The sequence below is a fragment of the Eikenella sp. NML03-A-027 genome, assembly GCF_001648395.1.
Taxonomy (GTDB): Bacteria; Pseudomonadota; Gammaproteobacteria; order Burkholderiales; family Neisseriaceae; genus Eikenella; species Eikenella exigua.
In genome coordinates this window covers 630,885-650,584 of the sequence record NZ_LXSM01000016.1, presented here as the reverse complement: position 1 = coordinate 650,584, position 19,700 = coordinate 630,885, and the positions used below count along the sequence as shown (strand labels likewise).

18 protein-coding genes and 1 pseudogene are annotated in these 19,700 nt (G+C 56.1%); 8 read left to right on the top strand and 11 right to left on the bottom strand.

Features of this window, described 5'->3' with window-relative positions:
* Positions 1-79: 79 nt before the first annotated feature.
* From A7P96_RS08665 to A7P96_RS08640, 6 genes are all read right to left on the bottom strand, one after another.
* Positions 80-1,300 carry a heme biosynthesis HemY N-terminal domain-containing protein gene (locus A7P96_RS08665; RefSeq protein ID WP_067526314.1) on the bottom strand — a complete coding sequence of 407 codons (1,221 nt, stop codon included), beginning with the start codon at positions 1,298-1,300 and terminating at the stop codon, positions 80-82.
* Positions 1,297-2,544 carry a uroporphyrinogen-III C-methyltransferase gene (locus A7P96_RS08660; protein ID WP_067526312.1) on the bottom strand — a complete coding sequence of 416 codons (1,248 nt, stop codon included), beginning with the start codon at positions 2,542-2,544 and terminating at the stop codon, positions 1,297-1,299. The genes A7P96_RS08665 and A7P96_RS08660 overlap by 4 nt, the downstream gene beginning before the upstream one ends.
* Positions 2,545-2,626: 82 nt before the next feature.
* Positions 2,627-2,821: a hypothetical protein gene (locus tag A7P96_RS11060; RefSeq protein WP_067526310.1), complete on the bottom strand. Its 195-nt coding sequence runs from the start codon at positions 2,819-2,821 to the stop codon at positions 2,627-2,629.
* 288 nt (positions 2,822-3,109) lie between these two features.
* Entirely contained in the window at positions 3,110-3,700 is a 591-nt protein-coding gene (gene pgsA / locus A7P96_RS08650; protein WP_067447388.1) for a CDP-diacylglycerol--glycerol-3-phosphate 3-phosphatidyltransferase, read from the bottom strand.
* Between the two features lie 11 nt (positions 3,701-3,711).
* Complete coding sequence (uvrC, locus tag A7P96_RS08645; RefSeq protein WP_067526308.1) at positions 3,712-5,538, bottom strand: excinuclease ABC subunit UvrC; 1,827 nt, start codon at positions 5,536-5,538, stop codon at positions 3,712-3,714.
* A gap of 71 nt (positions 5,539-5,609) precedes the next feature.
* Complete coding sequence (locus A7P96_RS08640) at positions 5,610-6,077, bottom strand: hypothetical protein (RefSeq protein ID WP_067447099.1); 468 nt, start codon at positions 6,075-6,077, stop codon at positions 5,610-5,612.
* A gap of 169 nt (positions 6,078-6,246) precedes the next feature.
* On the opposite strand from A7P96_RS08640, the gene guaB reads away from it, so the two are divergent.
* From guaB to A7P96_RS08600, 8 genes and pseudogenes are all read left to right on the top strand, one after another.
* On the top strand, positions 6,247-7,713 hold the full coding sequence (gene guaB / locus A7P96_RS08635) for an IMP dehydrogenase (protein WP_067526306.1): 1,467 nt from the start codon (positions 6,247-6,249) through the stop codon (positions 7,711-7,713).
* Between the two features lie 99 nt (positions 7,714-7,812).
* A complete protein-coding gene (fabD, locus tag A7P96_RS08630; RefSeq protein ID WP_067526304.1) occupies positions 7,813-8,736 on the top strand; it encodes an ACP S-malonyltransferase in 924 nt (307 codons plus the stop codon).
* A gap of 182 nt (positions 8,737-8,918) precedes the next feature.
* The gene (gene fabG, locus A7P96_RS08625; protein ID WP_067526302.1) at positions 8,919-9,665 is read left to right on the top strand and encodes a 3-oxoacyl-ACP reductase FabG; all 747 of its coding nucleotides are present in this window, start codon (positions 8,919-8,921) and stop codon (positions 9,663-9,665) included.
* Positions 9,666-9,763: 98 nt separating this feature from the next.
* Positions 9,764-10,216 carry a dUTP diphosphatase gene (gene dut, locus A7P96_RS08620; RefSeq protein ID WP_067526300.1) on the top strand — a complete coding sequence of 151 codons (453 nt, stop codon included), beginning with the start codon at positions 9,764-9,766 and terminating at the stop codon, positions 10,214-10,216.
* Positions 10,217-10,403: 187 nt separating this feature from the next.
* Positions 10,404-10,685: a hypothetical protein gene (locus A7P96_RS08615; RefSeq protein ID WP_067444336.1), complete on the top strand. Its 282-nt coding sequence runs from the start codon at positions 10,404-10,406 to the stop codon at positions 10,683-10,685.
* 62 nt (positions 10,686-10,747) lie between these two features.
* Positions 10,748-11,650: pseudogene (locus A7P96_RS08610) on the top strand (replication initiation factor domain-containing protein); the annotation flags it as partial.
* Between the two features lie 36 nt (positions 11,651-11,686).
* Complete coding sequence (locus A7P96_RS08605; RefSeq protein WP_067526298.1) at positions 11,687-12,664, top strand: zonular occludens toxin domain-containing protein; 978 nt, start codon at positions 11,687-11,689, stop codon at positions 12,662-12,664.
* Between the two features lie 277 nt (positions 12,665-12,941).
* The gene (locus A7P96_RS08600) at positions 12,942-13,907 is read left to right on the top strand and encodes a transposase (RefSeq protein WP_067526296.1); all 966 of its coding nucleotides are present in this window, start codon (positions 12,942-12,944) and stop codon (positions 13,905-13,907) included.
* A gap of 127 nt (positions 13,908-14,034) precedes the next feature.
* On the opposite strand, the gene A7P96_RS08595 is transcribed toward A7P96_RS08600, so the two are convergent.
* The 5 genes from A7P96_RS08595 to infB form a co-directional block, all read right to left on the bottom strand.
* Positions 14,035-14,943, bottom strand: coding sequence for a DUF58 domain-containing protein (locus A7P96_RS08595; protein WP_067526294.1), 909 nt, complete (start codon positions 14,941-14,943; stop codon positions 14,035-14,037).
* The gene (locus A7P96_RS08590; RefSeq protein WP_067526292.1) at positions 14,940-15,848 is read right to left on the bottom strand and encodes a MoxR family ATPase; all 909 of its coding nucleotides are present in this window, start codon (positions 15,846-15,848) and stop codon (positions 14,940-14,942) included. Before A7P96_RS08590 ends, A7P96_RS08595 begins: the two co-directional genes overlap by 4 nt.
* A gap of 109 nt (positions 15,849-15,957) precedes the next feature.
* Positions 15,958-16,329: a 30S ribosome-binding factor RbfA gene (gene rbfA, locus A7P96_RS08585; protein WP_067439562.1), complete on the bottom strand. Its 372-nt coding sequence runs from the start codon at positions 16,327-16,329 to the stop codon at positions 15,958-15,960.
* A 21-nt stretch (positions 16,330-16,350) separates the two neighbouring features.
* Complete coding sequence (locus A7P96_RS08580; protein WP_067447331.1) at positions 16,351-16,683, bottom strand: hypothetical protein; 333 nt, start codon at positions 16,681-16,683, stop codon at positions 16,351-16,353.
* Positions 16,684-16,975: 292 nt separating this feature from the next.
* Positions 16,976-19,693, bottom strand: coding sequence for a translation initiation factor IF-2 (gene infB / locus A7P96_RS08575; protein WP_067526290.1), 2,718 nt, complete (start codon positions 19,691-19,693; stop codon positions 16,976-16,978).
* Between the last annotated feature and the right edge of the window lie 7 nt (positions 19,694-19,700).

Sequence of the window (19,700 nt, the reverse complement as noted above, 5' to 3'; positions counted from 1 at the left end):
TGAAAGGGGATGAAACAATATAAAGGCTACCTGAAAGTCAGCCATGACTGTTTTCAGGTAGCCTTTTTGCTGTGTACCCTTATTCGGCAGCGGTTTCGTCGTCTTCCGGAGTGATTTCGGTCAGCACCAGTTGGCGTTGCTGCTCAGCCTGCTCGGGTTTGTCCATTTCGTCGAACACTTTGGCCAGCACCAGGCGTGCCTGCGGGGTGGCTTGGGCTTGCAGGCTGGCTTCGAGGTAGCCTTGGGCTTTGCCCCACAGTTGCTTGGCGTAGGCCATTTGGCCGAGGTGCAGCAGCAGGGCGGCGTCTTGCGGGGCGTCGTGCAGCCAGCCTTCCACGGTATCCATGATTTTTTGCTGTTCGCGCGGGCTGAGGTAGCGGGCGGCCTCAATCATGGGCGGCAGGAGTTGGGCGTTACGATGCTTGGGATAGTGGGTTTTCACCCATTTCACCACGCGGGGATACTGGCCGATTTGCAGCATTTTTTCGGCAATCGGGGCACAGAGTTCGCCTTCCTGGATTTCTTTGGGGATGCGGCCGAGGCAGGCTTTGAGCGAGGGATAGTCGGCGGTGAGGGCGAGGAGTTCGCGCCAGGCCCATTCGCGGTATTGGGCGGCTTCGGCGGCGTTGAGGGCGGAAGCTTTTTCCAGCTTGGCGACGCGGTCGAGCACTTCCAAGGGGTTGTTTTGCTCGAACATATAGCGCAACTGCAGGCGCACCAGGCGGGTGAGCTTGGGGTTAATGGCGGCAGCGGCGGCCAAGGCGGCCTCGGCGGCGGGATAATCCTGCCGGTTGAGCGCGGATTCGGCTTCGAGCAGGTGGCGCGAGAGCTGGGCTTTATGCGGCAGCTGGGCGATTTCTTTCAGGTAGCCTTCGCGCTTGGCATCGTCGCCCATTTGGTCGGCGCTGTGCACGGCGAGCATTAGGGCGAGGGTGCGGTTGTGGCCGGCTTCTTTGTTTTCCAGCACTTTGGCGGCTTCTTGCTCGGCGTGTTGGAATTTGCCTTCGAAGTAGGCGAGACCGGCTTTGTTGAGCGCGGTTTCGGCATGATGTGCCTGGCGGCTGCGGCCGAAGCGGCGCACTCGGCCGGGAATGTTGATGATGCCGTTAATCAGGCGCAGCAGCAGGTAGAGCAGCACCACGAACACGAGCATGGCGCCCACAAACAAATGCAGGTTTACCGCAATCTGGGTTTGGGTTTGATCGATAACGATATACACGTTACCACTGTAATGCTGCGCGACAATGGTGAGGCCGACTGCGGCAGCAAACAGCACGATAATCCAAATCAAGCCTTTCATGATTCAATCCCCTTGTGAGCGGCGGAAGCCTGAGCCGGCGTTGGAAGCGCGGGGGCGGAGACTGCCGGTGTGGGTTGGCTGGCCGGTGCGGGCACGGAAACGGGCGCGGCAGGCTGCGAAGCGGCGGCTTCGGAAGCGGCTTCAGGCTGGCCGAGGATGTCGCCTTGGCGCTGCTGGCGGTAGTCGGCGATGGCTTTCAGGCTGGCGGAAAGGCTGTCGCCCACATTGCCGCTGCCCGGCTGGATGGCTTTGAGCTGGGCGATTTCGCGCAGCCAGGATTGGGCGGCGGGGGTGGCGGCGTCAAAGTATTGGCGCACGGCGTTTTCCGAGGCGGCCAGGTCGTTTTGGTAAATATCGTTTTGGCGCTGCATCAGGGCCACGCGGGCGGAGAGCAGGTGCAAGCGCAGGTTTTCGCGCACATAAAACGCCTGTTCCGGCGACATCAGGAGCGCATCGGTGCTATTGAGGCGGCGGATTTCCACCATGCCTTTGAGGCCGCCGAGGGTGCGGTTCCAGGCTTGGCGCCACCACGGATCATTCGGCGAGACAGCAGCGGGCGCGGCGGCTTGCGGCGGGCGCAGGCTGGAATCGGCCAAGAGCGGCAGTGCGCCCACGGCGGCTTCCAGGCGGCTCAAGCGCAGAGCGGCGTTAGCGGTGTCGGTGAAGGGGCGCTGGCGCAGTTTGGCCAAGTCGGCACTAACGGCCTGTTTCAAAGGCAGCAGCTGCGGCTGCTCGAAACGTGCCAAACGGGCATCCAGCCCTTCGAGCACGGCCACGGCGGCGGGCACGTTGTCGGCAATCACCAACTGCTGGCCGGCTAGATTGAGCGCGGCCTCGGCTTCGTCCACCACCCAGTCGCTACGGGTTTTCAGTAGCTCTTGCAGGGCACGGTTGTTGGCGGCGGCCTCGGCCTGCTGGGTTTGCATATCGCTTTGCAGCTGCTTGATTAGGGCTTCGTTATCTTGCAGCTTGCGGCCGGCATCGGCTAACAGGGCGGCATTTTGCGATTCGCCCAAGGCAGCCTGATTGATTTTTTGATCGAACTGGATTTCCTGGCGTTTGAGCAGGTTTTGCCCCTGCACAAACAAAAAGCCGCTGGCGCCCAGGCCGAGCACGGCCAGCACGAGGGCAAACGCGCCCAAACCTTTGCCGCCGGATTTAACAACCACCGGCGCAACAGGGCTGGCCGGGGCGGGAGCGGGAGGCTGGGGGGCGGGTACGGATTCGTTTTCCGGTTGGCTCATGCTATTCCTTTCATAGTATTCAATCGGTTGTGAGGCTACCTGAAAGCCGGTGCGGCGTTTGCGCACATTGGAAGTTCAATTTTCAGGTAGCCTGAGTGAGGTGTTGCCGTTCGGCAAGTAAAGCGTTTTCCAGCTCTGCAGCCGAACGGAGCAGGCGGATGCGTGCCGCGCCTGCTTGGCTCAGTGCCTCGGCAATGCGCGGATGATGGGCGAAGTATAGCAAGGATTGCAGCTGCTGGGTTAGGCTTGCGGGCGCGGCGGCGAACAGCGGGCGCACTTGTTCGGCAGAGGTAATTCATGCGGCGGTAGGCTGCGCAGCAGCAAATAGCGCCCAATCAGGAGCAAGCAGCAAGCGTTGGTAGATGTTGGTACAGGTTACCTGGAAATCATAAAAATCCAACCTTCATGTTTTGCCGATGCAGAACAAGGGAAGATTGATGATATTGAGAGCATCGGTGGGTGGGGTAACAAGATGATACGCTTCTCGAATGTTTAAAAATATTTAAATATTATCTGCGCGTTCTGTTTTGCTGTGTTTGTTTTTACCTCGTTGAAGTTTGCGCTATCAGATAGTTTTGGGCGGGCGGGGCTGTTTGAATTCTTTGGCGGCCATTTTGAGGTAGTAGAACATTGACCACAGGGTGAGCACGCAGGCGGCGAACATAAGGGCGTTGCCCAGCCAGATGAAGTCGAGGCCGAGGGCGGGCCAGCTTTGCAGCAGCAGCAGGGTGATGGCGGCCATTTGGGCGGCGGTTTTGAATTTGCCGATGGCGGCCACGGCCACGCTGTTGCGTTTGCCCAGCTGCGCCATCCATTCGCGCAGGGCGGAGATGGTGATTTCGCGGCCGATGATGATGATGGCGCAGATGGCCCAGGTGCGGTCGAGGCGGACGAGGAGGATGAGGGCGACGGCCACCATGAGTTTGTCGGCCACGGGGTCGAGGAAGGCGCCGAAGTCGGAGGTTTGCTTCCATTTGCGGGCGAGGTAGCCGTCGAACCAGTCGGTCACGGCGGCAAGCACGAATAATGCGGCGGCGCAGGTGTTTACGGTTTGGATGCCCACGCGCCAGGAGGCGGGCAGGTAAAAAAGGGCGGTAAACAGCGGAATCATGAGGATGCGCGACCAGGTGAGCAGGATGGGGATGTTCCAGGGCATGTTGCGGTCTTTCAATGTAGGGCTTCGTAGATTTTTTCGGCCAGGGCGCGGCTGATGCCTTCGGTTTGGGCCAAGTCGTCGATGCTGGCGGCTTGGATGCCGCGCAGGCCGCCGAAGCGGGTGAGCAGGCTGCGGCGGCGTTTGTCGCCCACGCCGGGGATTTCGGCCAGCGAGGAGGTAACGCGGGCTTTGCCGCGTTTGCGGCGGTGGCCGGTGATGGCGAAGCGGTGGGACTCGTCGCGCACGGTTTGCAAAAGGTGCAGGGCGGGGTGGTGCGGCGGGAGCTGGGTGGTGGTGCCCAAGTGCGGAATAATCAGCTCTTCGAGGCCGGCTTTGCGCTCGGGGCCTTTGGCAATGCCGACCATGGGCAGGCGGATGCCTAAATCCTGCCATACTTGCTGCGCCATGGCCACCTGGCCTTTGCCGCCGTCGATCAGCACCAGGTCGGGCCATTTGCCGTCTTCTTCGTTGCCTTTGGCCAGTTTGCCGTAGCGGCGGGTGAGCACTTCGTGCATGGCGGCATAGTCGTCGCCGGCTTTGGCGGTTTTGATGTTGTAGCGGCGGTATTGGTCGGGGCGCATGCTTTGGTTTTCATATACTACGCAGGAGGCGACAGTGGCTTCGCCTTGGGTGTGGCTGATGTCGAAGCATTCGATGCGGTTGAGCTCGGCGGTGGGCAGTTGCAGCAGTTCGGCCAAGGCTTGGACGCGTTGTTCTTGATTTTGGTTTTGCTGCTGTTTCTGGCGCAGGGCGAGCAGGGCATTTTGTTCGGCCATTTGCAGCCACACGCGCCTCTCGCCGCTGGTTTTGGCAATAAAGCGGATTTGTTTGCCGTGCTCTTCGATTAGGGCGGTTTGCAGGTTTTCAGGTAGCCTGAAGTTGCTGATGATGATGTCGGGCTTGTCGCGGCCGAGATAATGCTGGGCAGCGAAGGCTTCGCCATAGGCGGCAGCTTCTTCGGGGGCGGAGTGGCAGCTGTCGGGGAAAAAGCTTTTTTCACCCACGCGCCGGCCGTTGCGGATGCTGACCCAGTGGATACAGATGCCGCCCTGCTCGGTGGCGAGGGCGAGAATATCGATGTTGTAGGCGGCGTTGGGATTGTTGCTGTCGATAAATTGCTGGCTCTGGATTTTGCCTAGGGCTTGGATTTGGTCGCGGTAGCGGGCAGCGTGTTCGAAGTCGAGCGTTTCGGCAGCCTGCTGCATTTTGGCGGTGAGGCTTTGCAGCAGGCGGTCGGCTTTGCCGTTGAGGAAGGTGGCGGCTTCTTCCACGCTGGTGCGGTAGTCTTCCTGCGAAATATGGCCGACGCAGGGGGCAGAGCAACGCTTGATTTGGTAGAGCAGGCAGGGGCGGTCGCGGTGTTCGAACACACTGTCTTCACAGGTGCGCAGCAGAAAAACTTTCTGCAAAATTTGAATGCTGTCGCGTACGGCGTAGCTGTTGGGGTAGGGGCCGAAGTATTGGTTGGTTTTCTTCAGGCTGCCGCGGTAGTAGGCCATTTGCGGGAAGTTGTGGCCGGTGAGCATGAGGTAGGGGTAGGACTTGTCGTCGCGAAACAGGATATTGTATTTCGGCGACAAGGCCTTAATGAAGTTGTTTTCGAGAATCAGCGCTTCGGTTTCGGAGCGGGTTACCGTGATTTCGATGTGAGTAATCTGCCGTACCATCAGGGCAATGCGCGGGGATAAGTCATTTTTTTGAAAATAGCTGCCCACGCGGCGTTTGAGGTTGACGGCTTTGCCAACATACAAAACCTGCCCATCCTTATTCGAAAAGCGGTAAACGCCGGGCAGGTTGGGCAGGTTGCTGATAATGGCATGCGGGTCGAAATCAGACATGGCCGAAGGTTTGCTGGAAAGTGAAACGGCAAGACCGGACGGCCGGCTGAATCAAACCGGCTGGAGCGCCGTTAGTTGCAGAATTGATTTACGTTGCTCTGATATTGCTGGATGAGCTGCTCGCGGTTTTGGATGCGGGCAGTTTGCGCGTGTTGCAGGTTGATTTTGGCAGTGCTGCAGGCGCTGGCACGGGCGGCCTCATTTTCTTCGCGCACTTTGCGGTTGGCATCCTCAATAGCTTTGTTTTCTTCAAGCTGTTTTTGGTTGGCCATGGCCTGTAAATCGGCAGCGGAGATTTCACCGTTGTTGTTCTGCACCTGTGGTAGCTGGTTTTGTTGGTGGCCGGCAGGGGCAGCGGCGGGACGCGAGGTTTGGGTGCGCACATTCACAATGTTGCTGGTGGCGGGAATGAGGTTTTTCGGCACATCGGAATAGGTGGGGCTGCGGCCATTCCATTGGTACACGTCCTCTGCCATCAGGCTACCTGAAAACAACATGGTTGCGGCGCAGGCGGCCAGCAAGGTTAATTTTTTATTCATTTGAGCGGTCTTCCCGTTGAGTCATAGTTACACAATCGGTTTCCATTGTACTTCAACTGGTGGCCTGCTGTCATGCCTGAGGCCGGTTTGTGCCGTTTTGCTTACTAAATGCCGGCAAATTTGCTACAATACGGCCGCATTATTAGCAACCGACAAGAAGGTTTTAATCATGCGAATCGTTGAAAAAGCCTACACCTTTGATGATGTATTGCTTGTTCCCGCTCATTCCCAAGTGCTGCCCAAGCACGTCTCGCTGCAAACCCGCCTTACCCGCAATATTTCCCTCAACATGCCCTTGATTTCCGCCGCCATGGACACCGTTACCGAGGCGCGATTGGCCATTTCTATGGCACAAGAGGGCGGCATCGGCATTATTCATAAGAATATGAGCATTAAACGCCAAGCCGAAGCAGTGGCCAAGGTGAAACGGCACGAAAGCGGCGTGGTGAAAGATCCGATTACGATTGTGCCGGAAATGTTGGTTGGCCAGCTGTTGGAAATGCGCGCACAGCGCAAGCGGCAGATGTCTGGCTTGCCGGTGGTGCAGGACGGCAAACTGGTGGGCTTGGTTACCAACCGCGATTTGCGCTTTGAAACCCGCCTCGACCAGCCGGTGTCCGCCATCATGACGCCCCGTGCTGAATTGGTTACCGTGCCAGAAGGCACCAGCATTGAAGACGCGCGCGAACTGATGCATCAGCATAAGGTCGAGCGTGTTTTGGTTGTGAACGCCCAAGACGAGCTCAAAGGCCTGATCACGGTGCGCGATATTTTGAAAACCACCGAATTCCCCCATGCCAACAAAGACCAAGACGGCCGCTTGCGCGTTGGTGCTGCGGTGGGCGTGGGCCCGGAAACCGACGAACGCGTAGCCGCTTTGGTGGCTGCCGGGGTGGACGTGATTGTGGTGGACACCGCACACGGCCACAGCCAAGGTGTTTTGGATCGGGTGCGTTGGGTGAAGGCACACTTCCCGCAAGTGCAGGTAATTGGCGGCAATATTGCCACCGCACAGGCGGCACGCGATTTGGTGGCTGCCGGGGCAGATGCAGTGAAAGTGGGCATCGGCCCGGGCTCGATTTGCACCACCCGCATCGTGGCCGGCGTGGGCGTGCCGCAGCTGACGGCGATTCACAACGTGGCCGAGGCGCTCAAAGGCACCGGCGTGCCGCTGATTGCCGACGGCGGCATCCGCTTCTCCGGCGATGTGGCCAAAGCCCTGGCTGCCGGCGCCTCCACCGTGATGCTGGGTGGCATGTTTGCCGGCACAGACGAAGCGCCGGGCGAAATCGAGCTCTATCAAGGCCGCTCTTACAAATCCTATCGTGGTATGGGCTCGCTGGGCGCGATGAGCCAAGGCTCGTCCGACCGCTATTTCCAAGACAAACAAGACAGCGCAGATAAATACGTGCCCGAGGGCATCGAAGGCCGCGTGCCGTATAAAGGCCCGATTGTGAACATCATCCACCAGCTGGTGGGCGGCTTGCGCTCCAGCATGGGCTATTTGGGCTGCGCCAATATTGCCGAAATGCATGAAAAGGCCGAGTTTGTGGAAATCACCGCTGCGGGCATGAGCGAATCGCACGTGCACGACGTGCAGATTACTAAAGAGGCACCGAACTACCACTGGCGCTGATTAGGCTTTTGGATAAAGGCTACCTGAAACTTTAAAACCGATACTTTCAGGTAGCCTGTACGCTTCCAAAGCAACATTCTTAATACAGAAGGAAACCCCATGTCTTTTGCCTTTTTCTTCCCCGGCCAAGGTTCACAGAGCTTGAACATGATGGCCGGTTTCGACGGCGTGCCCGTTGTGCGCCAAACCTTTGAGCAGGCTTCCGCCGCGCTGGGCGAGGATTTGTGGGCGATGATGAACGGCGAAGATGCCGCGCTCATCGGCCAAACCGTCAACACCCAGCCCTTGATGCTCGCCGCAGGTGTGGCCACTTATCGCGCCTACCTCGAAGCGGGCGGCAAAACCCCCGCCGCCGTGGCCGGGCACAGCCTGGGCGAATACAGCGCGCTGGTGGCCGCAGGCAGCCTGGATTTTGCCGATGCCGTGCGCCTGGTGCGCCTGCGTGCCGAGCTGATGCAGTCGGCCGTGCCGCAAGGGCAGGGCGCGATGGCCGCCATTTTGGGGCTGGAAGACGATGCCGTGCGCCAAATCTGCGCCGCCGCGCAAGGGCAGGTGGCCGAGGCGGTGAACTTCAATTCGCCCGGCCAAGTGGTGATTGCGGGCGATGCCGCTGCGGTGGAACGCGCTATGGCCGCGGCCAAAGAAGCCGGTGCCAAACGTGCCCTGCCGCTGCCCGTATCGGTTCCTTCTCATTGCAGCCTGATGAAGCCTGCCGCCGAAAAGCTGGCCGCCGCCCTGCAAAACGTGGCATTGAACGCGCCGCAAATCCGCGTGATCAACAACGTGGACGTGGCCTCCTACACCGATCCCGCACAAATCAAAGATGCGCTGGTGCGCCAGCTGTACAGCCCGGTGCGCTGGACGGAAACCGTGGCGCTCCTCGTGCGCGAAGGCATTACCGAATCCGCCGAGTGCGGCCCGGGCAAAGTGCTGGCCGGCCTGGCCAAACGCATCGACAAAGCCGCCGTGTGCGCCGCGCTCACTTCGCAGGAAGCGGTGGACGCATTTATCGCCGCCCATTAAATTTTCAGGTAGCTTTTGGTTGCTACTGAATTGAACCATTATCTGAAACCTATAGCGGATTAATACACTGTTTGATACAAGGTGACGAGTCATAAACAGTACAGTAGTACGGCAGGCGAGCCAATCGTAGCGAAAATTAAGCTAATCTGCTATATCTAACTTTTAACACAAGGAATCCCAATATGCTTACCCAAAATCTATCTCAAAAAATTGCATTGGTTACTGGAGCTTCACGTGGTATCGGTGCTGCTATTGCTTTCACGCTGGCGCAAGCTGGCGCTACGGTGATTGGTACCGCTATTACCGAAGAAAGTGCAGTTGCTGTTGGCCGACAGTTGGAACCTTGGCAGGGACATGGTCGTGTGCTGGAAATCAATGAAGAAAATAGTATCGAAAATTTGATTGCCGGTATCGAAAAAGAATTTGGTAGATTAGATATTTTAGTAAACAATGCCGGTATTACGCGCGATAGTTTGTTGATGCGCATGAAAGAAGAGGAGTGGGATGACATCATGCAGGTCAATCTCAAATCTGTGTTCCGCGCCAGCAAAGCCGTGTTGCGCGGTATGATGAAACAGCGCAGCGGCCGCATCATCAGTATCACCTCCGTGGTGGGCGCGATGGGCAACGCTGGTCAGAGCAATTACGCCGCTGCCAAAGCTGGCTTAATGGGGTTTTCCAAATCACTAGCACGTGAAGTGGGCAGCCGTGGTATCACTGTTAACTGCGTTGCTCCGGGCTTTATTGATACTGTTATGACTCAATCGCTACCAGAGGAAGTTCGTGCTGCTTTTACTGCGCAGACGGCACTAGGTAAGTTCGGTGAGGTTGACGATGTGGCTGCTGCCGTCTTGTTCCTTGCTTCCGAGCAGGCACGCTATATTACTGGTCAAACTCTGCACGTCAATGGTGGTATGCTGATGCCGTAAGTAGCGCAGCAGCCATATTTTCAGGTAGCCTGCCGCAGGGCATAATGGCTACCTGAAAATTTATCATCATTAGAATTCAAACATTTATAGAGACAGCCATGCAACCTACAGTCGAACTTAAAATCCTCAACCCCAAAATGCAAGACCACCTGCCGCACTACGCCACCCCCGGCGCTGCCGGCCTCGATTTGCGCGCCTGTTTGGACGAAGCCGTAGAGTTACCGTCTGGCGGCACATTCCTCGTACCTACCGGCATTGCCATTCACCTAGCCGATCCTGCCTACGCCGCCATGTTGCTGCCGCGCTCCGGGCTGGGTCACAAGAACGGCATCGTGTTGGGCAACCTGGTTGGCCTCATCGATTCCGATTACCAGGGCGAGCTTAAAATCTCGTTGTGGAACCGCAGCAGCGAAGCCTTCATCATCGAGCCGATGGCACGCGTGGCGCAAATGGTGATCGTGCCTGTGGTGCAGCCGCAGTTTAAAGTGGTGGAAGAATTTGCCCAGAGCTCACGCGGTGAAGGCGGTTTCGGCAGCACCGGACGGATGTGAAGCGGGTTTGAAAAAGGCTACCTGAAAACGCAGCGCAGAAAAGTTTCTGCGAAGCTAAAATTTCAGGTAGCCTTATATATTGCACCCTATATATTGCACCCCGTTAACAAACCTTATCAAAGGTTATGTTGGCGGGGTTTTTTTAAGCCCCGTTATTTCAAGACAGCCAAGCAAAGGGGCTTAAATCATGAAACTTCAATTACCCACCTATCCCAATATCACGGCCACGATTGACAGATCGAAAGAAGGCCTGTTTTACGAAGTCACGCTGATTCTGCACATCACGCCGGAGCGCGGCCACATTCTTTATTCAGAAATAGTAGAACTCGAATCAGAAGACGTCGTACCCGAATTGCTCGACAGCTATTCATTGTACGTAATCGACGCTATCGAATTGGGCATTCCGTTTTTCCGTAGCATTACCGAATCCGAAGTTGTGCGCCTCGTACCGGAGGAGTGCGTGCTATGAGCAAGCGTAAATATCAGCTACCGGAAGCATCCGATATTGATGCCATCATTGCAGCAGCCAGCATGCGGCCTGAATCGGCATCGGCGGCAGCGGGCTGTGCCGGTGCTGACGCCGATGCCGATTCAGGCCGCCCCCCTCGGCTAATAGGGGGGGAACGAAAGAATAATCCTGAAGCGCAAGGTACGGAGGCCGAAGGCTGGGAAACCTTTAAAACCTTTACTCACGTCATTTCCAGTAACGGCAAATTATTGGAAGTCCCGCTCCGCCGCGGCAAAAGCGATGCCGCCTTTATCGACCAGCTGACCTTTACCATTCACGAAAGCACCTTGTGCCTGATAGCAGGTCATCCCTTGGTGGCAGATGAAGAATACCTGATTCAGTACAGCCGGACACTACAGGAAATTTTCGGTTTCGGCATTACCAAGAAGTTCGATTACCGCGGCAAATTTTTCTATAACGAATGCTACCAACTCGGGCCTGAAGATATGCAATACGGCAAGCTGCATTACGGCGGCCAGCGTGAAACGGTATTGGTGGAACTGAATGCCCAAGGCTACATAGCTGCAAAAGAAGGCTGGGAAAAACGTCTGTACGATTTTTTAGCCGATGCCGTCCGTCCAAAAATTACCCGCGTTGACGTAGCACATGATTTCTTTCAGGGCGAATACACGCCTGAACAAGCCCTAGTAGATTTGGACAACGGCGGTTTCTCGTGGACAAACCGCATCCCAAAAAGCGAATGCAGGGGTTCGGATTGGCGTTCGCAAGACGGTAGCGGCAAAACCTTCTATATCGGCTCGCGCGAAAGCTCCAAACTGACCCGCGTGTATGAGAAAGGCAAACAGCTTGGCGACAAAGAAAGCCCTTGGGTGCGCTTTGAAGTCGAATTTAGGGCGCGAGATATTGTGATTCCGCTCGACGTGTTGTTGAAGCCGGGCAAATACTTGTCGGGGGCATATCCGATACCGCCGAAGGCAAAGTAAGGGCATAGCTGGGAAGATATGTATGAGTGGCTTAAGTGGGAGGAGAATATCGGCTCGTTGGTGGTTTTTGACGAAGTGCAGGATTTATACCCTAAACGCTACGGCAACGGCAAAATGCCGCCCAACGTGTCCTTTCTCAACGTACACGGCCATTATGGCATTGATATGATTTTTATCACGCAATCCCCGAAAATCATCGATTTGAACCTAAAAGAGGTCGTGAATAAGCATATCCACATCACGGCCAATCAAATGGGCGGTTTGACCCGCCTGGAGTGGAATGAGGCGGTAACGAATACGACTAGCGAAGCCAAGCGTGCCGTCTCCAGCGTGCATAAAATTAATGAGGAAGTTTTTGATTACTACAAATCCGCTGAAGTCCACAGCCATAATAAGAAAGTTCGTTCGCGTTGGTGGTATGTCTTGGTATTCGGGCCGGTTGTAGTGTTGTTTATGTTGTCGATTGTCGGCTATATGGGTTGGAGAACCTATCAGGGTTTCAAGGTCAAAGGTAATGCAGAAGCGCAGCAACAACAGCAAGTGCAGTCGGTAATCGAACCAAGCAACCCTGTGGACGGCATTACGCAAGCAACACAGGCGGCAACCTATCCCGGAGGAGAAAATGCCAACCTGACCCCGGAAATGTTTGTGCCCACCTTGGCCGAAAGACCGGAATCCAAACCGCTGTATAACGGCGTGCGACAGGTTAGGCAGTTCGAACGGGTGGCTGCCTGCATAGATGGTGGCAAAAGCGGCTGTGCATGCTATACCGACCAAGCGACCAAAGTTAGAGAAGTGCAGGAAGCATTGTGCAGACAGTACGCATTGGAAGGGTTGCCATTCAATCCCTATAAGGAGACCAGCCAAGACAGATCCGCACAGCAGCAACCAACCATGGCGGAAGGCGGCAGCCGTGCTTCGGTGTGGACTTTGGATAGTGAGGCTAAACAGAATTTAGCCTATGCCCATGATGCGCCGTTTCGGCACAATAAATAAGGGGGCAGGAATGCGGCAACATTACTGGAAAAATTTCGTTTTACGCCGTTTTGTATCCAGTATCGTTTCATTGGTAGTAAGACAACTGGCATCATTATTGCGTGCATTTTTTAGATGATTCGGAGTCATGACCGAATCACAGAATCCGTGAGCCCGAAAGGTGTAGCCTGACTCTCGAAGTCGGAAAAAAGATGGGGACACGGATTCTTTTTTGACCTGAATTTGTAAGCTATCTTGGAACGGCCACGGCCGAATCCGCATTAATAAGGTTAAATTTATGCACCTTGGAATAGACGTATCGAAGCACAGATTGGATTGCTGCTTGTTACTGAATAACGGTAAAACGCAAGAAATCACGATTGACAATGACCCGGAAGGCTATGCCAGACTGCGCAAATGGCTACAGGCACACAATGCAGAAGAGGATTTAAATGTCTGCATGGAATACACCGGCATTTACTACGAACAGGCGGCAGAATATTTCAGCCGCTTTTATACGGTTTCGGTGGTTAATCCCTACTGGATAAAATCATTCGGTATGGCAGTATTCAAACGATCCAAAACCGACAAGCAGGATGCCAAGCTGATTGCACAATACAGCAAAATGGTACAGCCGGAGCCGTGGCAGCCTTTGACCGAAAAACAGCGGCAATTACGCGATTTAAACCGCTATCTGATACGACTGAAACGGCATCGGGCGGCAGAGGAAACCAAACGGCAGACCGCACTGGACTATCTGCAAGGCTACCTGAATCAAAGCATTACCTATTTGGATGACCTGGTTAAAGAAGTAAACCGGCAAATAAAACAGCTATTGAAACAGGATAAAGAACATTCGGACAAAATCAAACGGCTGCAAACCATTCCTGGGATTGGTCTAACTTCCGCCGCCGTCCTGCTCACGCTGCTGCAAGACGGGCGATTCAGTAAAGCTTCCGAACTGGTTGCTTATTTGGGATTAGATCCAAGGCATCAGCAATCAGGCAGCAGCCTGAATAAGCCCAGCCGGATATCCAAGTTCGGCCAGAATGATTTGCGTACCGCCTTGTTTATGCCTGCTATGGTTGCCTATCGGGATAATGCCTTTCCGGCATTTATTGCACGGCTTAGACAAAAGAGAAAACCGCCGAAAGTAATCATTGTGGCCTTGATGCGCAAGCTGGCCGTGATTGCCTTTCACCTGGTAAAGACCGGGCAGGACTTTGAGCCGAAGCGGTATCAGGCAGGAATTAACAGCGAATAGGATGTAGCAAAGAAACAAGGCTGCCCACGTTATTTGTCAATGAGGGGCAGCTTTGTTGCGCAGTAAAGAAACGTAAAGATATATTGACATGCAATAAGCTATCTTTTTTATTGTCGTATACAAGTGCTTACATCACCGCCAGCGCGGCCAAACATTTTTCGCGCTGGCCGTTTTGCGGAGGGATGGTTTGGCCGGGCAGGATTAAAGTGTAGCGGTGGCCGCGGCCGTGGGCTTCGAGCACGCGGTAGCACAGGAGGCCGGCGAGGCGGTCGGCACTGGTGCCGGCGGGGTAGTCGGCGTAGCTGATGATGTGGTCGGCGGCATGGAAGGCGGGTTCTTCGAAGTGTTTGTCGAGCAGGCGGCCGCTTTTGGCGTAGCTTTTCCAGGCGATATGTTGCAGAGAGGTGCCGGGTTGGTGGTCTTGCAGGAAGGCGAGGTCTTCGTTGCCGCCAAGTTTGCGGCGCGGCTCGCCTTCTTCGGCCGGCGTGCTGCCGGGCGGGGCAGTATGCGGTTGGGGGGCGGGATAGACGAGGCCGTTGTCGGGCCAGTGCCATACGCATTCCACGCTGCTCACGGCAAATGGCCACACGCTGGCGCAGCGCAGCGGGGGCAGGATGAGGAGGCCGCGCCGTGCGGGCAGCACGGGCCAGATGAAGGGTTGGGGCTGCTTGGCGGTGAAGAGGGCGGCGCGGTATTCGGGATCGGTGTTGCGGCGGCTCTCGGGGGCAAACCAAAGCTGGCGGTGGCGGGCTTTGATGGAAGGGGCGGGGAAGAGTTGGATATCGGCAGGCTGCCCTTGGAAGAGTTCTTCGGGCAGGGTGAGGTCGAGGCGCAGGCCGAGCAGTTGGAGGCAATTGAGCAGGGTGCCGACAAACAGGAAGCCGGCAAGCCAGAAGGCGACGATATAGGCGAGGTTTACCTGATAGTTGAGCCCGACGAGCCACAACAGGGCAATCATGGCGGCCAGGCTGATGCCGAGCCGGGTGGGCCGCAGGCGCAGGTCGCGCAGGCGCGGGCTGTATTGGTTGGTGCTCACGATACGGCTACCTGAAGCAGCATTTGTTCCAGCAGCTGGGTGATGGATTGTGGTTGCAAGGTTTGCAGGCGGTGTCCGGCCACAGCTATCCATACGGCTTTGATGTCTTCCGGCAGCACATAATCGCGACCGGCAAGGAAGGCCCAGGCCTTGGCGGCTTTGACCACGGCAAGGCCGGCACGCGGGCTGAGGCCGGTAACGAACAGGCCGGGCTGGCGTGTGGATTGCACCAGCCGATAAACATAATCGGCAGCCTGCTGTGAGCATTTCACTTGGGCGGTCTGCGCCTGCCATTGGAGCAGGATTTCGGCGTTGCACACGGCTTTGAGCGCGGGCAGCAGTTGGCGGCGGTCGCCTTGGGCGTAGAGCTGGCGTTCGGCTTCGGCAGAGGGGTAGCCTAGGGAGAGGCGCATCATGAAGCGGTCGAGCTGGGATTCGGGCAGGGGGAAGGTGCCGAGCTGCTCGATGGGATTTTGAGTGGCGATGACGAAGAAGGGTTTGGGCAGGCGGTAGGTTTTGCCGTCTACGGAAACCTGTTTTTCTTCCATGGCTTCCAAAAGGGCGGACTGCATTTTGGGCGAGGCGCGGTTGATTTCGTCGGCCAGCAGGAAGTGGTGGAAAATGGGGCCGGGATGGAATTTGAATTGGCCGTCAGCAGGTTGGAAGACGTTGATGCCGAGGAGGTCGGCGGGCAGCATGTCGTTGGTGAACTGGACGCGGCGGTAGCCGAGGCCGAGCACGGCGGCTAAGCCATGAGCGAGAGTAGTTTTGCCCACGCCGGGCACGTCTTCAAGTAAAACGTGGCCGTCGGCCAGGATGCAGGCCATTAGGTGCTGGAAAACGGTTTCTTTGCCGAGAATCAGGCTGTTGAGTTGGGAGAAGACGTTTTGCAAGTGGGGATTCATAGTGTGGATTATCTGAGTTGTTGTGTGGGTGAGGCTACCTGAAAATATTTTTGCTGTGGCGGTATGAAGAAAAGCCCTGTTCAATCAACAGGGCATATTCCCAGGCAGACTAATCTTGCACCGGCTCTTCGGCGGCAACCTGCTCGATCAGCTGGGAGATGCTCATGCCGCGTTCAAGAGATTGGTCGTATTTGAAGTGCAACTCGGGCGTTTTAAACAGCTTGATACGGCGGGAAAGCTCGCTGCGCAGATGACCCTTGGCATGTTCGAGCGCTTCGGCGGTAATCTCGCGCGTGGCATCGTCAAGCACGGTGTAATACACGGTGGCGTGGCTGTAGTCGCGGGCAAGCTCGACTTCGTTGATGGTAATGAAACCGGCGCGCGGGTCTTTGAGGCCAGTGCGGACGAGCTCGGCCAGCTCGCGCAGGATTTGTTCGCGCACGCGGTCTTGGCGGGCATAGCCGCGGTGGATTTTGGCCATATGGTCTTTCTTGATCAGGGATTATTTCAGTTCGCTGGTGCGGTCGAGCAGGGCATCCATCAACGAGTCGTATTGTTTTTTACGGTGTTGGATGCGCAGTTGGTCGAATTCACCCAGCTGTTCTTCAAAAGTGCGGGTTTTGAAATAGGGCTTCAGGTCGAAGGACTTTTCCAAAAAGCGGATAATATTGAGGTCATTTTCGCGATCGACAGGGCGCAGAGGCAGCCGCCTGGTGAGCACGAAGTTGTCGGGCATGACAAGGGTGGCCACGATGATCGGTTCGTCGTTTTCGCGTTGGCGTATTTCGCGGATTAGGGTAAAAGTTTCAAAGGCATATGTTTGTTTGTCGTTCATTTTCGCGTACTCGTCAGGGCAGCGGTGGGTATGGTGGGCAAACACGGTGTAAACAAGCGATATGATACGATAACCATCGCCGACTGGGTATAGGCCTAAGCATTTATTTCTTTACATATATAGCCAAACTGCTAAAAAACCATAACCGAATGGTGGGGTTTGGCTGCGTTTTCTTATTTGCCAAACAGTTCACTGCTCCACAACGCTCTCAATATAGCCTGCAGTGCGGAAAATGTAGCGAGAGGCTACCTGAAACGGGTTCGGGCAGCCTCTTGTTTCGTCTTGTGCCTGTTTACAGGGTGCGGGCTACTTCCACAATATCGAAGGCTTCCAGCATATCGCTTTCTTGGATATCGTTGTAGTTCTTCAGCATCAGGCCACATTCGAAGCCCATACGCACTTCTTTCACATCGTCTTTGAAGCGTTTTAGCGATTCGAGCTCGCCAGTGTGGATTACCACATGGTCGCGGATGAGGCGCACGCGGCTGTCGCGCTTGATGATGCCATCGGTAACTATGCAGCCGGCAATGTTGCCCACTTTGGAAATATTGATGACCTGGCGGATTTCCACCGTGCCGGTCTGCTGCTCTTTCTGCTCTGGGGCGAGCATGCCGCTCATGGCTGCTTTCACATCGTCGATGGCATCGTAAATGATGTTGTAGTAGCGGATTTCGATGTCTTCGTTTTCGGCCAGCTTGCGGGCAGAGCCGTCGGCGCGCACGTTGAAGCCGATGATGAATGCGCCGGAGGCAATGGCCAAGTTTACATCGCTTTCGGTAATGCCACCTACGCCGCTGTGCAACACTTCCACTTTCACCTCGTCGTTCGACAGCTTTTTGAGGCTACCTGAAAGTGCTTCGTACGAACCCTGTACATCGGCTTTGATGATTACCGACAAATGCTGTGCTGCCTGGCCGTCGTCGGCGTTGGCAAATAGGTTCTCCAGCTTGGCAGCTTGCTGTTTGGCCAGCCGCACATCGCGGTATTTGCCTTGGCGGAATAGAGCGATTTCGCGGGCTTTTTTCTCGTCGGCCAATACCATGGCGTCTTCGCCGGCATTGGGTACGTCGGAAAGGCCGAGGATTTCCACCGGAATGGAGGGGCCGGCTTCCTGTACTTGTCTGCCGTTTTCGTCCACCATGGCACGGACTTTGCCGAAGGCGGTACCGGCCAGGAGCATATCGCCTTTTTTCAGCGTACCGCTCTGCACCAGCAGGGTAGCCACTGCACCGCGGCCTTTATCAAGGCGGGCTTCCACGATGATGCCTTTGGCGGGCGCGTCTACCGGCGCTTTCAGCTCGAGCACTTCGGCTTCTAGCAACACGGCTTCCAAAAGCGCATCGATATTGATGCCTTGTTTGGCGGAAACATCGATAAACTGCACATTACCACCCCAAGCATCGGGGATGACTTCGTGTGCGGTCAACTCTTGGCGGATACGTTCGGGATTAGCGGCTTCCTTATCGATTTTGTTCACGGCCACTACCATCGGCACACCGGCCGCTTTGGCGTGGGCGATGGCTTCGATGGTTTGCGGCATTACGCCGTCGTCGGCAGCCACCACCAGAATTACGATATCGGTGGCCTGTGCGCCGCGTGCACGCATCGCAGTAAAGGCTTCGTGGCCCGGGGTGTCGAGGAAGGTGATAACACCGCGCGGGGTCTGCACATGGTAGGCACCGATGTGCTGGGTAATGCCGCCGGCTTCGCCTTGCACCACTTTGGCGCGGCGGATGTAGTCGAGCAGCGAGGTTTTACCGTGGTCCACGTGACCCATCACGGTTACCACCGGCGGGCGCGGCAGAGCCTCGGCTTGAACCGCGGTTTCGGTGTCGTCCAAGAAGGCTTCGGGGTCGTCCGCAGCAGCGGGTTTGCCGATGTGGCCCATTTCTTCCACCACAATCAACGCAGTTTCCTGATCGAGCGATTGGTTGATGGTTACCATCATGCCCATCTTCATCAGGGCTTTCACTACTTCCACACCCTTAACTGCCATTTTGTGTGCCAAATCGGCCACGGTAATGGTTTCCGGCACGAGCACTTCGTGCACCACCGGCTCGGTTGGGGCTTGGAAGGCGTGCTGATTAGGCTCCAGCTTGAGCTGTTTTTTGCTTTTTTTACCGCTGCGCACACGTTCTTCATCGCCACGGTTATTGCGTTCTTTGCCTTTGCTTTTGGCGGAATGGCCGCGCGGCATATCGTCGTCGCGCTGGTAACGTTCGCCTTTTTTCGGGCGGCTACTTCCAGGGGCGGCGCTACCAGAGGAGAGAGGGGTTTTTTCGCTTGGCGCAGCACTGCGCGGGGCAGACTGCTGCTCTTTGGCCAGCTTGGCTTCCTGCTGCGCTTGCAGTTTGGCAGCTTCTCGGCGAGCTTGGCGCTCCTGTTTTTCTTTCAATAGGGCTTGCTGGTGCGCACGCAAGGCTTCGGCACGGCGGGCTTCTTCGTTACGCATGACCTGTTCGGCGGCACTGACCACTTCCACAGGCTGCGGCAGTGATTTGGGTGCTTTTTCTTTTTTGGGGTTGCGGCTGCGTTTTGGTTTGACTTCGGCAGCAGCTTCGGTTTTCGCCTTGGCTGGTTTTTCTTTGGCAGCAAGTACAGTGTCAGCTTCAAGGTTTTTGGAGGCTATTTGAATCTCTGTGGCAGTGGGCTCGATGGCAGTTTCAACAATAGTGGCCATAGTTTTAACCGGAGTGGCCGGCTCGGCAGCGGGCAGTACAACAAGCTCAGCAGCTGATTCAATTGGCGGCACGGCTACACGGCGGCGGCGGCGGGTTTCTACCTGTACGCCAGCCACGATGCTGCGTTCGGTGCGGGTGCGGCTCACGCTGATGGATACAGTGCCGCTGTCATTCTGTTTGCGTAGGTACGCCAGTAGGGCTTGTTTGTCTGCCGGGCTGATGCTGTCGGCACCATTGTTTTTCTCCACGCCGGCGGCTTTGAGCTGCTCTAAGAGTGTGGGTACGGTTTTTTTCAGTTCAGCAGCAAATTGTTGTACGGTATTACTCATAAGTTTC

Coding starts and splice junctions, on each gene's coding strand:
- A7P96_RS08665 (WP_067526314.1), bottom strand. CDS start 1,300: ATGAAAGGCTTGATTTGGATTATCGTGCTGTTTGCTGCCGCAGTCGGC.
- A7P96_RS08660 (WP_067526312.1), bottom strand. CDS start 2,544: ATGAGCCAACCGGAAAACGAATCCGTACCCGCCCCCCAGCCTCCCGCT.
- pgsA (WP_067447388.1), bottom strand. CDS start 3,700: ATGCCCTGGAACATCCCCATCCTGCTCACCTGGTCGCGCATCCTCATG.
- uvrC (WP_067526308.1), bottom strand. CDS start 5,538: ATGTCTGATTTCGACCCGCATGCCATTATCAGCAACCTGCCCAACCTG.
- A7P96_RS08640 (WP_067447099.1), bottom strand. CDS start 6,077: ATGAATAAAAAATTAACCTTGCTGGCCGCCTGCGCCGCAACCATGTTG.
- guaB (WP_067526306.1), top strand. CDS start 6,247: ATGCGAATCGTTGAAAAAGCCTACACCTTTGATGATGTATTGCTTGTT.
- fabD (WP_067526304.1), top strand. CDS start 7,813: ATGTCTTTTGCCTTTTTCTTCCCCGGCCAAGGTTCACAGAGCTTGAAC.
- fabG (WP_067526302.1), top strand. CDS start 8,919: ATGCTTACCCAAAATCTATCTCAAAAAATTGCATTGGTTACTGGAGCT.
- dut (WP_067526300.1), top strand. CDS start 9,764: ATGCAACCTACAGTCGAACTTAAAATCCTCAACCCCAAAATGCAAGAC.
- A7P96_RS08615 (WP_067444336.1), top strand. CDS start 10,404: ATGAAACTTCAATTACCCACCTATCCCAATATCACGGCCACGATTGAC.
- A7P96_RS08605 (WP_067526298.1), top strand. CDS start 11,687: ATGTATGAGTGGCTTAAGTGGGAGGAGAATATCGGCTCGTTGGTGGTT.
- A7P96_RS08600 (WP_067526296.1), top strand. CDS start 12,942: ATGCACCTTGGAATAGACGTATCGAAGCACAGATTGGATTGCTGCTTG.
- A7P96_RS08590 (WP_067526292.1), bottom strand. CDS start 15,848: ATGAATCCCCACTTGCAAAACGTCTTCTCCCAACTCAACAGCCTGATT.
- rbfA (WP_067439562.1), bottom strand. CDS start 16,329: ATGGCCAAAATCCACCGCGGCTATGCCCGCCAAGACCGCGTGCGCGAA.
- A7P96_RS08580 (WP_067447331.1), bottom strand. CDS start 16,683: ATGAACGACAAACAAACATATGCCTTTGAAACTTTTACCCTAATCCGC.
- infB (WP_067526290.1), bottom strand. CDS start 19,693: ATGAGTAATACCGTACAACAATTTGCTGCTGAACTGAAAAAAACCGTA.